This window comes from Flavobacterium aestuarii, from assembly GCF_040049115.1.
Classification (GTDB): Bacteria; Bacteroidota; Bacteroidia; order Flavobacteriales; family Flavobacteriaceae; genus Flavobacterium; species Flavobacterium aestuarii.
Genome location: NZ_JBDLZZ010000002.1, coordinates 178,462 through 190,438 on the forward strand (window position 1 = coordinate 178,462; position 11,977 = coordinate 190,438).

Below are 11,977 nucleotides of genomic sequence, written 5' to 3' on the forward strand. Positions count from 1 at the left end.
AATTTAGTATTTGTCAATCGATATTCAAATCTAAAATCGTTAATCTACAATCACAAATCCCAAATACCGATGCCTTTAGCTATTTTAAATTCTATCGCTTCTTGGTTCTTGAAACAAAGAATTCATCAAATTGAGCTTTTTCTGAAGTATCCAAATGAGGTTCAGGAAGAATTGCTGATGAATTTAATACGCTCATCGGAAGAAACGGTTTTTGGCAGACAATACGAATATTCCTCAATAAAATCATATAAAACCTTCAGCGAAAGAGTTCCAATTTCTTCCTACGAAGATTTGGAACCATTCATAGAACGTACACGTCAGGGAGAACAAAACGTGCTCTGGAACACTCCCGTAAAATGGTTTGCCAAATCCAGCGGTACTACCAATGCCAAAAGCAAGTTTATACCGGTAAGTAATGAAGCGCTCGAAGATTGTCATTACAAAGGCAGTAAAGATTTGCTGTGCCTGTATTTGAACAACAATGAGGAATCGGAAATGTTTGTGGGCAAAAGTCTCCGCTTAGGAGGCAGTTCCCAGATTTACGAAAACAACAATACTTTCTTTGGCGATTTATCGGCAATTTTAATTGAAAATATGCCTATCTGGGCCGAATTTAGCAGTACGCCGAGCAGTAAAATTTCGTTAATGAGCGAATGGGAAAGCAAAATGAACGCTATCATCAAGGAAACCCTAAATGAAAATGTGACGAGTTTTGCTGGTGTTCCTTCTTGGATGCTGGTGCTTATGAACAAAGTTTTGGAAGAAACCGGAAAAACAAACCTAATGGAAGTCTGGCCCAACTTGGAAGTGTACTTTCACGGAGGTGTAAGTTTTGATCCGTATCGCGAACAGTACCAAAAAATTCTTCCGCAAAACCAATTCAAATACTACGAAATTTACAATGCTTCCGAAGGCTTTTTTGCCATTCAGGACATAAATGGCTCCAGCGATTTATTGTTAATGCTGGACTATGGGATTTTTTATGAATTCATCCCGATGGACACTTTTGGCACACCAGACCAAAAAGCGATTCGATTGGCCGATGTTGAATTGTTCAAGAACTACGCTATGGTGATTACTACCAATGGCGGTTTGTGGCGTTATTTAATTGGCGACACGGTGCGTTTTACTTCTTTGGATCCTTATCGCGTACGCGTGACTGGTCGCACCAAGCATCACATCAATGTTTTTGGAGAAGAACTAATGGTTGAAAATACCGATCAGGCTATTGCCAAAACCTGCAAAATAACCCAAACCGAGGTAGTCGATTATACGGTTGCGCCTATTTTTATGAAAGACAAGGAAAAAGGTGCTCATGAATGGATGATTGAATTCAAGCAGGAACCAAAAGACATCAATGCTTTTCAAAAGATTTTAGACGAAACTTTGCAATCTTTAAATTCTGATTATGAAGCCAAACGCTACAACAACATGACGCTGAACCCACTGGTGATTAATGTTGCCAGAGAACGTTTGTTTTATGATTGGCTCAAAGAATGCAATAAACTTGGAGGCCAGCACAAAATCCCCCGTTTATCCAACAAAAGAGACTATCTCGAGCAATTGAAAAAAATGCAGCACTTTGTTAATCTCTAATAAAAAAACTTTTCTGCCTGCTAATAATTTTAATCGCTGTCTCCTGTTCTTTTAATGGCTGAAGTGATGGAAAACGATGCATTTAGACAAGCTGTACATACAATTTTAAAAACTTTTCCTAAATATTTCTATCGGCTGTTGTAACATTTTTTGATTTTGAAAGTCTTGTATGCAATCATCAATCAAAAAATTATTCAATCAATGAAATCAATAGTATTAGCCGTATTGCTTCTTAGTGCAACTTTTATATTTGCGCAGGAAGCCAAGACAAATGGAGAAAATTCTCCAAAAACCGAAAAAGATTCCATCAAGGAAAAAGTCAATGCTCTTAACGAAGTAACAGTAACTGCCCAAAAAAAATACATCAAGGTTGATTCAGACAAAACTACTATCAGCGTAAAAGACAACGGCATGCTCAACAGCGGGAGCAGTCTTGAAGCCGTAAAAAAACTACCAGGCGTTATCACCTCACCAACCGGCGGTATTTCTCTAAACGGAAAAGCGGTTACTATTTATATTGATGGCGCTCCAAGTACATTATCCGGCAATGATCTTCAGAATTATCTGAATACTTTACCTGCCAATGCAATCGAAAAAGTAGAACTTATCTATAATCCCGGTGCCTCATTTGATGCCAATTCCAGCGGATCGGTAATTAATATTGTTACCAGTTCCAAAAGAATGAAAGGTGTAAACGCCAGTTTTAACATCAATTATAATTTCAATAAATACCAAAAACCAAGCCCGCAGATTCTTTTAAACGGAAAAGAAAAAAACTTGAGCTGGCAGACTATGCTGGGTTATAATTATATTGACAGCGAGCAAAAAACCAGCAATTTACAGGAGTTTACCGCATTTAACCCAATGCAGTATTTAAAGCAGGAAAACTTTACCGTAAACACGAACAGAAATTTGTATTTTAGATTAGGCACCAATTACAAACTGACTGAAAAATCAAATTTATTATTCAATTACAACGGAAATTACGCCAATGACAGATCGGTTTTTGATGCAACAACAATGGGCGATGACATTGATTATTTCAATCAGGGAATAACAAAAATCAAGAATAATAATCACGAAATCAGTCTGCAGTACAAAACTAAGCTTGATACTTTAGGAAGAACACTTGATGTAATTGCATTCAGTAATTTATTTGATAAAAACCCTCTTACAGAATCAAATGCGATTGATCGTATTTCCAATTCAGACTCATTTGCCAACAGTGGTCTTAATTTTGATTTAAAGAATTATTACCTGAAATATGACTTTGCAATTCCATTTCAAAAATTAGATTTTTCTATCAATACAGGAGGTAAATTCAATGTGCTGGAAGTGAATGATATTGGAAATTATTACACCAATACATCTACAAGCACAATTGATTTTGATTACTCGGAAAATAATCTGGCTTTCTACGCCGAAGCGCGCAAAAAGATAAAAAAATTCAATTTTACCGCCGGACTGCGTTTTGAAGATTACCATGTAGAACGAATCACTAACACTCTTTCGGAGCCGATAAAATTCAAAAACACCAATTTGTTTCCAAATGCCAGTGCCATTTATGAAGTGAATGACAACGTAAATATTTCAGCTTCATATTCCAAAAAAATCAATCAGCCGAATTACAATAATCTGGATCCAAACAACGGGAATGCTTTTGATCAATACAACACTTCGCAAGGGAACCTTTTCCTCGATCCAACGTATTTGAATAACTACGAATTTAAAATTACAGCAATGCAGTTTATACAGCTTGGGATGAACTATACAGCTTCCAAAGATAATAATCTCTTTGTGTTTAGTGCCGATGCCGATGCAACCGAGCCGGTGAGCAATCAGACCTATCAGCAGTTTGATCATTTCAATACTTTTAGCGCTTATGCTAATTTTCCAATTCCGTTAGATTATATTTTTAAAGGAAAAGAAGAGTTCAAAAAACGAATGGGAAACATTGATGAGATGAATTACATTTTTGTAAATTTTAACTACATTAAATCGGATATTAAGGGCTATGATTTCCCTTATACCAATAAAGCTATCTTTAATTATGCCTTCCAGTCGCAGATTATGCTGCCTTGGAAAATCAAGAATTCAATGATGTATTTCTATCTTCCTCCGGGAAATTGGCAGATTTATAAAATTACCAAACCTATTCAGCAGTTTGACATTTCATTCAACAGGGATTTTATGGATAAGAATTTAAAAATTGGCCTGCATTGTTTTGATGTCTTCAATCAGAATGAAGTGAATGCATTGATTGCCGGCGAAAATTTAAATACTTCCTTTAGACAAAAACAAGATTCAAGAACATTCCGTATATCATTGACTTACAATTTCGGAAACCTGAAAATGCAGAATGAAAACACCAATATCGAAACCGAAAAAGTGAAAACTGGCGGAGGAATGATGAAATAGTATTTGGAGTAAATTAAATGATTTATAAAATTGCGTAAGGTTATCTGCTTTGCGCAATTTGTGAAAAAATTTATAAAAACAAACCAATGATCAGGTGAATTTATACTTTGAATTAATTCCAAAAAAAAAGCTGCATTTAATGCAGCTTATTTTTTTTCTAGTGTAATTTAAAAATTACTTAGCTGGAGTAGCAGCTGGAGTTTCAGCAGCTGGAGCAGCAGTAGTGTCAGCAGCTGGAGCAGCAGTAGTGTCAGCAGCAACAGCAGTAGTATCAGCAACTACAGCAGTAGTATCAGCAGCAACTTCTTCAGTAGCAGGAGCGTCAGCTTTTTTACAAGATACAACAGTTAATACAGCAACAACAGCTAAACTTAAAAATACTTTTTTCATCTTAATTTAATATAAAGGTTAATTATTAATTCGTGGCAAAGATATAAAATTTTTAATATGTAAAATATTTTTTCATTTATTTTTTAAAAATAATTTTCTATCAGAACGTTAGCTTTTTCATTTAGTTAATAGAAAATATTTAATTTTTTATGTTTTTTAAAATACTTGGATGTTTTACAAGGCTTTATACTTTTAGCTTTGAGCTCTTTTTTCATGTTTAAAAAGGTTTTTTCAAACCTTTTTGAGGGCTTATTTGTGTTAAAATGCAATCAGTAGCACCTTTGTTTTTTTGTACAAATCCAGAGCATATTTTTCCTTTTTGATGTCTCATTTCGTTATCTTGAATCAGTGCAGAAAAAGCAAGTTCCATTTCGTTGAAATTTTTTATTGCAATACACCCTGTGCTTTCTACAAGTTTGATAGCTTCATCAAAATGCGAAAAATTTGGTCCAATGACTATTGGAATTCCAAACGTAGCTGGTTCTAAAAGATTATGTACACCAGGATTTCCAAAACCACCCCCGACATAGGCGATATCGCCGTAACTATAGATTTTAGTCAAAATGCCTATAGTGTCTATTATAAAAACTTCGTATTGGGATAGCGCTTTGTTTTCTTTTTCTGAAAATAAAACTGTTTTCTTTGTAATGCTGTCTTGCAATAGCTGAATCTGCTCTGGTTTTATATTATGTGGTGCAATAATGAATTTTACATCATGCTGGCAGGAATTAATGTACTCGACTAAAAGGGTTTCATCTTTTGGCCAGGAACTTCCTATCACGATTGTTGTTTTATTGTTCTTGAATTCGGCAATAAAATCTAGAGTATTGTCTTTTTCTAAAATAGTTACAACTCTGTCAAATCGTGTATCTCCAGAAACTGTTGTATTGGTTTTTCCTAGTTGCAGCAATAATTTTTTTGACTTTTCATTTTGAACAAAGAAATAAGTAAAGGTATTTAATGCTTTTCTATAAAATCCTCCATACCATTTGAAAAACAGCTGCTTTTCTCTAAAAATGCCTGAAATTAAATAAGTAGGTATGTTTTGTTTTTGGAGCTGATCAAGATAATTAATCCAGAATTCATACTTGATAAAGAATACCAGCTCTGGATGCGCTAGCTTTATGAATTGTTTTGTGTTTTTTGGTGTATCTAAGGGCAGATAAATTGTGACATCTGCAATTGTATTGTTTTTGCGGACTTCGTAGCCAGAAGGTGAAAAAAAACTAATAATAATTTTGTGGTTCGGGTATTTCTCTTTTACTTTTTCAATCACCGGTAAACCTTGTTCATATTCACCCAGCGAAGCAGCATGAAACCAGATGGTAGAATCCTGCGGTTTTATTTTTTGCTGCAGAATCAAAAAAACATCTTTTCTTCCATCTGCAAAAAGTCTCATTTTAGGACTGAAATGTGCAATGATCTGTATTGCAAGCTGGGCGAATAGAGTGATTAGATTATAGAGAAAATGCATGTGGATTTTTTTTGTAAAAATACATTTCTTTATACTATTTTGATTGGTTTAAACTCATTAAAATAACTATTTTTGTTGTGCTTGTTCGAGAGATGCTAAATCATTGATGGATTTAGTGTTTTGGCAGGTTCTTCTAATAATTGTTCCTACTTATGAAATAGGATGTTAAAAATCAATACATGAAAAAAATACAGATGGTTGACTTAAAAAGTCAATATGATAAAATTGCCTCCACGGTTAATGCTTCCATTCAAGAAGTTTTAGATACAAACACTTATATCAATGGGCCTCAGGTTCATCAATTTCAAAAAAATCTTGAAGATTATTTGGATGTTAAGCACGTAATTCCTTGTGCTAACGGTACTGATGCTTTGCAGATTGCAATGATGGGATTGGATTTGAAGCCTGGTGATGAGGTAATTACTGCCGATTTTACTTTTGCAGCAACGGTAGAAGTTATTGCACTCCTGCAGCTAACTCCAGTTTTAGTTGATGTTGATGTAGTAAATATGAATATTTCTATCGAGGCGATCAAAAAAGCAATTACTCCAAAAACCAAAGCAATTGTTCCAGTTCATTTATTTGGACGTGCTGCCAATATGGATGAAATTATGGCAATTGCCAAAGAGCATAATTTATTTGTAATCGAAGATAATGCTCAAGCTATTGGAGCCAATTATACATTTGCTGATGGAAGCAAAAAGAAAGCTGGTGTTATTGGGCATGTAAGCTCAACTTCTTTTTTTCCTTCTAAAAACTTAGGATGCTACGGAGATGGGGGCGCTATTTTTACTAATGATGATGTGTTAGCACACAAAATAAGAGGAATCGTAAATCACGGAATGTACGAGCGCTACCATCACGATGTAGTGGGAGTCAATTCTAGATTAGACAGTATTCAGGCTGGGGTTTTGAATGCTAAATTGCCTTTTTTAAATGAATACAATACGGCACGCCGTTTGGCTGCGTCAAAATACAATTCGGCTCTAGCCGGAAATAAAAATATTGTTACTCCTGAGTTTGATTCAAATGGAGATGATCACGTTTTTCATCAATATGTTTTAAGAATTATAGATGCCGACAGGGATGCTTTAATGCTGCATTTGCTGGATAAAGGGATTCCATGTGCAATTTATTATCCAATCCCTTTGCACTCACAGAAAGCATATTTGGATGCTCGTTATAAAGAAGAGGATTTTCCTGTAACCAATCAATTGGTAAAAGAAGTGATTGCATTGCCAATGCACACTGAATTAGATGACGAGCAGATCAAATTCATAACAGATAGTGTTCTGGAATTTTTAAAATAAATTTTCAGATATAGTTTTTTGGCGATACTTGCAAAAGCGTATTTCAGTTTTAAGTTGTGGCTTAGCGAAAGTTCCCAATTCCAAAAAGAATGGCTGCTCAAAAAGCAGCTTCATAAAAATGAAACAAATATGAAAATACTAGTAACAGGAGGTTTAGGTTTTATAGGTTCGCATACCGTTGTTGAATTGCAGAATCAAGGTTTTGAAGTAATTGTTATTGATAATCTTTCGAATTCTTCATTGAAAGTTTTAGATGGCATCAAAGCTATTACTGGAATTGATACTGCTTTTGAAAATATAGATCTGCGGGAAAAAGGAAAAGTGCAGGATTTTTTCAAAAGACATACTGATATTTCAGGAGTAATCCATTTTGCGGCCTCAAAAGCAGTTGGGGAAAGCGTTGAAAATCCATTGCTGTATTATGAAAATAATCTTAATACCTTGATTTATCTGCTTCAGGAATTGCAACAGCAAGCCAGGGCTAATTTTATTTTTAGTTCATCATGTACCGTGTATGGCCAAGCCGAAAAAATGCCAATTGACGAAAATGCCAGTACACAGCCTGCAATGTCTCCTTATGGAAATACCAAGCAGATTGGTGAAGAAATCATAACGGATACTGCCAAAGTAACTAATATCAATGCTGTATTATTGCGTTATTTTAATCCTATTGGTTCTCATCCATCGGCAGAAATTGGTGAATTGCCATTAGGAGTTCCTCAAAATCTAGTACCATTTATCACGCAAACTGGTTTTGGCCTTCGAACCGAATTATCGGTTTATGGAAATGATTATCCAACACCAGATGGAACTGCAGTGCGAGATTATATACATGTAGTCGATTTGGCAAAAGCTCACGTGATTGCCTTGCAGCGTTTATTGGACAATAATAATCAGCAGAAAGTAGAAGTTTTCAATCTAGGAACAGGGACTGGGAGTTCAGTATTGGAAGTGATTAAGTCATTCGAGAAAGTAAGTGCAAAAAAACTGCCTTACAAAATTGTAGCCCGCAGAGAAGGGGATGTTACCTCGGCCTATGCCAATACAGATAAGGCTAACAATGTTCTGGGTTGGAAAGCCCAGTCTACACTGGATGAAGCTATGGCAAGTGCTTGGAAATGGGAACAGAAGATTCGTTCGTAATATTGAGACAATAAAACCAAAATCCCAAATTATACAAGATAATTTGGGATTTTTTTACAAACTGATATCTGAATTCTGCAGTCTGCAGTCATAATTTATGCGTTTGCAGTCACAGCTTCTTTGTTAATTTTTCCAATTAATCCGGCTAGTACTTTTCCAGGACCCACTTCGGTAAACAAAGTTGCGCCGTCAGCTATCATCTGCTGTACCGATTGTGTCCATTTTACAGGAGCAGTCAATTGAATGATTAAATTTTTCTTGATTTCGTCTGCATCCGAAACGGCAGATGCTGTCACGTTTTGGTATACTGGACAGATAGGGGCAGAGAATACGGTTGCTTCAATAGCAGCAGCTAATTCTTCTCTTGCAGGTTCCATCATTGGAGAGTGAAACGCGCCTCCAACAGGTAATAATAATGCACGTTTTGCACCAGCAGCTTTCATTGCTTCACACGCTTTTTCTACTGCAGAAAATTCTCCCGAAATTACCAATTGCCCTGGGCAGTTGTAATTAGCAGCAACTACGACTCCGTCTATCGAAGCACATACTTCTTCAACAATATTGTCTGCCAGTCCAAGAACTGCTGCCATAGTAGAAGGTGTTATTTCACAGGCTTTCTGCATTGCCAAAGCTCTCTGCGAAACTAATTTCAATCCATCTTCAAAAGATAATGCACCATTGGCAACCAATGCCGAAAATTCACCCAAAGAATGTCCAGCAACCATTTCCGGTTTGAAATTTTCAAGAGTTTTGGCTAATATAACCGAGTGTAAAAAAACAGCAGGCTGCGTAACTTTAGTCTCTTTTAATTCTTCGGCAGTTCCTTCAAACATAATGTCTGTGATGCGGAAGCCTAAAATATCATTGGCTTTTTCGAATAATTCTTTGGCCAATGGAGAGTTTTCATATAAGTCTTTGCCCATTCCTGTGAACTGTGCGCCCTGACCTGGAAATACATATGCTTTCATAAAATCTAGTTTAATGTTTAAGGTTTCAAGTTGTGAAATTTGAAATCGGATGCAAAAATAGTATTTTTTTTAGGAGCAGCAATTTTTTGATATCAAGAACAGTTTTCTGGCAGTCATTCCAATTTACGTTAAAAAAAACTGCTGCCAAAGCTCTGTTTTCCTAAATCGGGATATTTTTGCTTCACATCAGAATTAAAAAATATTGAGTTTTCATAAAATATTGAGTACAAAAACGGGTTATAATCTATTTGAATGCAATCTTTTAAGTTATTTATTTTTGTATATTTGAGAGTCAACCATGTATTAAAATAGTTTTTCCAGAGCTTAAGAACGCATTTGCTTATTGTTTTTTAATTAAAAATAAATTTATGAAAGTATCTGTTACTAGAAAAAGTATAAAATTTTTACCTGATTCCAGCAGGGTTGTTGCTAGATATTTTATGAACGGTGAAGAGCGTACCAAGGAATTGATTGGCCGTATATTGATGATGAGCAATGTAGAAGTCTATAATACCTTGGAACAAATAAATAGAGAGTTCGCTAGGCGTCACCGTAATCTTTCGGCTTTATTTCACAGGCATTACGATAAGACCAAACATATACTTAAGCATATGCAGATAGATGATTCCGACCTTTCCGAAGAGAGGAAAATGCTTATTGGTTCCTATCTCACCATGGAATATTCCATCGAATCGGCAGCTTTTTTTAACCCATCTATAGTAGAGGATTTTGATCAGTCTGGTTTGGAAAAAGGCGAGAAGCGAGTAGTAATTTCGTTTCGTGCCACTGGCGAAGGACATGTTTCATCGATTGTATTCCGAAGAGGTATTATTGATAAAGACAATAATCTCAAGCTGATGCGAATTGGTGACAGTATCGAAAAAGCTGAGGTTTTGCATAAAATGATGTTCAATAAAAAACGTATTCTTTCTAAGTTGGCAGAAATGCATACACTTGATATTTATTCATCTATATTGCTTGATCTGCCGGATATTTTTGAATATTCAGTATTTAAAAAATTATTAAAGAAAGAATTAGAAAACCCAGATATTATTAAAGAAAAAAAAGAAGCTTTCGAAGAAGTACTATGGGTCATGAATTCTTTTTATGATATACAGTTCAAACATGATTCGGATATTTCCGAGAGGGTTATATTTCCAATTTCAGAGGCCGAGAGCCGTGGAATTGAAGATGCCCGTTTTGTGCGTTTTACAGATGATGATGGATCCGAGAGTGTAATAGGGACTTACACTGCTTATAATGGTCATGCGATACTTCCAAAATTAATCACAACCGAAGATTTTTATACTTTTAGAGTAATGCCTTTGTATGGCGAAGGATCTACAGGCAAGGGAATGGCTTTGTTTCCTAAAAAAATAAAGGGTAAATATGCCATGCTGGGTCGAATGGACGGCGTTAATAATTATTTGATGTATTCATTAAAACCAAATGAATGGAAAAACCCGCAGCTGATCCAGAAACCTGAATATGCCTGGGAATTTACACAAGTGGGAAATTGCGGTTCACCTTTATGGACTGAGAAAGGCTGGCTTGTTATAACACATGGCGTAGGAGCCATGAGGCGTTATTGTATAGGTGCGTCATTATTTGATTTAGAGGATCCTTCCAAAGAAATTGGCAGGCTTTCAGAACCTTTATTAGCTCCTTTGGAAGAAGAGCGCGAAGGTTATGTGCCAAATGTGGTGTATTCCTGCGGTTCCATAATTCATAACAACAGCCTTATATTGCCTTATGCAGTTTCCGATTATTCTTCTACGTATGCCGTGGTGGACATGAATGAACTGCTTGAAGCCTTGCTGGACAGCAAAAAAATAAGTGTATAAAATTTGAAAAAAAAATAAACCCTTACTTTTTATGGTAAGGGTTTGTGTTATTAGTGAAATATTGGATTATAATTTTATCAATTGTAATTCGATATTCAATTTTACTTCTTCTCCAACTAAAACACCACCAGTTTCCAAAGCCGAATTCCAGTTTAATCCCCAGTCCTTGCGGTTTATTTTACCTGAAATGTTCAAACCCGCTTTCGTGTTTCCCCAAGGATCTTTCATCAAGCCGCTGAATTCTGCAGGAAGTTTTACCGATTTTGTTACGCCTCTCAAGCTCAAATCTCCAGCTAATTCATAATCATCACCATCTTTGGTGAAAGATGTGGCTTTGAAAGTTAATTTTGGATGATTTTCTGCGTCAAAAAAGTCTCCGCTTTTCAAGTGATTGTCTCTGTCTGCGTTATTTGTATTAATAGAACTGATTTCTGCCGAAAATTCAATACTGGCATTTTCGAAGTTATCCTCTTCAGTAGTAATTGTTGCATCATAAGTTTCAAATTTACCTGAAACGTTAGTGAACATCATGTGTTTTACTTTAAATCCAATTTCTGAGTGTGTTGGGTCAATTGCCCATTTTGTTGTAGACATAGTTTTATTTTTTATTGTTTAATAATTTATTTTGTTTCATTTTGATAAGACAAATTTACAGCGACAATACCGACGAAGCACTTAACCTAGATTAAGAAATAAAACCGACAGTATTAATTTAAGTGAGTGTTTTTTAGCAAAGTCCTGATTAGTGTTTTTTGGAGCAGAAAGATTTGATATTTAAGGGGAAGTTCAGTCCAGCTCCTCCGTTACAATCTTATGGTTCGAACCCCGAACCAT

Annotated in this window: 9 protein-coding genes; 5 read left to right on the top strand and 4 right to left on the bottom strand. The window is 35.5% G+C overall.

The features are described from left to right. Positions 1 to 69: 69 nt before the first annotated feature. Complete coding sequence (locus ABEG11_RS02720; RefSeq protein WP_348822666.1) at positions 70 to 1,596, top strand: GH3 auxin-responsive promoter family protein; 1,527 nt, start codon at positions 70 to 72, stop codon at positions 1,594 to 1,596. Between the two features lie 201 nt (positions 1,597 to 1,797). Further along, positions 1,798 to 4,014, top strand: coding sequence for a TonB-dependent receptor domain-containing protein (locus ABEG11_RS02725; protein WP_348822667.1), 2,217 nt, complete (start codon positions 1,798 to 1,800; stop codon positions 4,012 to 4,014). 174 nt (positions 4,015 to 4,188) lie between these two features. Here the strand turns inward: ABEG11_RS02725 and ABEG11_RS02730 are convergent, their stop codons facing one another. Together ABEG11_RS02730 and ABEG11_RS02735 are read right to left on the bottom strand one after the other, a co-directional pair. Continuing rightward, on the bottom strand, positions 4,189 to 4,404 hold the full coding sequence (locus ABEG11_RS02730) for a hypothetical protein (RefSeq protein WP_348822668.1): 216 nt from the start codon (positions 4,402 to 4,404) through the stop codon (positions 4,189 to 4,191). Between the two features lie 217 nt (positions 4,405 to 4,621). Further along, positions 4,622 to 5,878 (bottom strand): 3-deoxy-D-manno-octulosonic acid transferase, encoded by a 1,257-nt coding sequence (locus ABEG11_RS02735; protein ID WP_348822669.1) that lies wholly within the window; start codon positions 5,876 to 5,878, stop codon positions 4,622 to 4,624. A 179-nt stretch (positions 5,879 to 6,057) separates the two neighbouring features. Here ABEG11_RS02735 and ABEG11_RS02740 point away from each other — a divergent pair, with 179 nt between their 5' ends. Then, the gene (locus ABEG11_RS02740; RefSeq protein ID WP_348822670.1) at positions 6,058 to 7,188 is read left to right on the top strand and encodes a DegT/DnrJ/EryC1/StrS family aminotransferase; all 1,131 of its coding nucleotides are present in this window, start codon (positions 6,058 to 6,060) and stop codon (positions 7,186 to 7,188) included. Positions 7,189 to 7,317: 129 nt separating this feature from the next. Beyond that, entirely contained in the window at positions 7,318 to 8,331 is a 1,014-nt protein-coding gene (galE, locus tag ABEG11_RS02745; RefSeq protein WP_348822671.1) for a UDP-glucose 4-epimerase GalE, read from the top strand. A gap of 95 nt (positions 8,332 to 8,426) precedes the next feature. Here the strand turns inward: galE and fabD are convergent, their stop codons facing one another. Continuing rightward, positions 8,427 to 9,299 (bottom strand): ACP S-malonyltransferase, encoded by an 873-nt coding sequence (gene fabD, locus ABEG11_RS02750; RefSeq protein WP_348822672.1) that lies wholly within the window; start codon positions 9,297 to 9,299, stop codon positions 8,427 to 8,429. A 368-nt stretch (positions 9,300 to 9,667) separates the two neighbouring features. On the opposite strand from fabD, the gene ABEG11_RS02755 reads away from it, so the two are divergent. Beyond that, on the top strand, positions 9,668 to 11,143 hold the full coding sequence (locus ABEG11_RS02755) for a glycoside hydrolase family 130 protein (RefSeq protein ID WP_348822673.1): 1,476 nt from the start codon (positions 9,668 to 9,670) through the stop codon (positions 11,141 to 11,143). A gap of 66 nt (positions 11,144 to 11,209) precedes the next feature. Here ABEG11_RS02755 and ABEG11_RS02760 read toward each other — a convergent pair whose 3' ends face one another. After that, a complete protein-coding gene (locus ABEG11_RS02760; protein WP_348822674.1) occupies positions 11,210 to 11,737 on the bottom strand; it encodes a YceI family protein in 528 nt (175 codons plus the stop codon). Between the last annotated feature and the right edge of the window lie 240 nt (positions 11,738 to 11,977).

Excerpts from the sequence above, each read along its gene's own strand:
- ABEG11_RS02720 (WP_348822666.1), top strand. The coding sequence starts at position 70 with ATGCCTTTAGCTATTTTAAATTCTATCGCTTCTTGGTTCTTGAAACAA.
- ABEG11_RS02725 (WP_348822667.1), top strand. The coding sequence starts at position 1,798 with ATGAAATCAATAGTATTAGCCGTATTGCTTCTTAGTGCAACTTTTATA.
- ABEG11_RS02730 (WP_348822668.1), bottom strand. The coding sequence starts at position 4,404 with ATGAAAAAAGTATTTTTAAGTTTAGCTGTTGTTGCTGTATTAACTGTT.
- ABEG11_RS02735 (WP_348822669.1), bottom strand. The coding sequence starts at position 5,878 with ATGCATTTTCTCTATAATCTAATCACTCTATTCGCCCAGCTTGCAATA.
- ABEG11_RS02740 (WP_348822670.1), top strand. The coding sequence starts at position 6,058 with ATGAAAAAAATACAGATGGTTGACTTAAAAAGTCAATATGATAAAATT.
- galE (WP_348822671.1), top strand. The coding sequence starts at position 7,318 with ATGAAAATACTAGTAACAGGAGGTTTAGGTTTTATAGGTTCGCATACC.
- fabD (WP_348822672.1), bottom strand. The coding sequence starts at position 9,299 with ATGAAAGCATATGTATTTCCAGGTCAGGGCGCACAGTTCACAGGAATG.
- ABEG11_RS02755 (WP_348822673.1), top strand. The coding sequence starts at position 9,668 with ATGAAAGTATCTGTTACTAGAAAAAGTATAAAATTTTTACCTGATTCC.
- ABEG11_RS02760 (WP_348822674.1), bottom strand. The coding sequence starts at position 11,737 with ATGTCTACAACAAAATGGGCAATTGACCCAACACACTCAGAAATTGGA.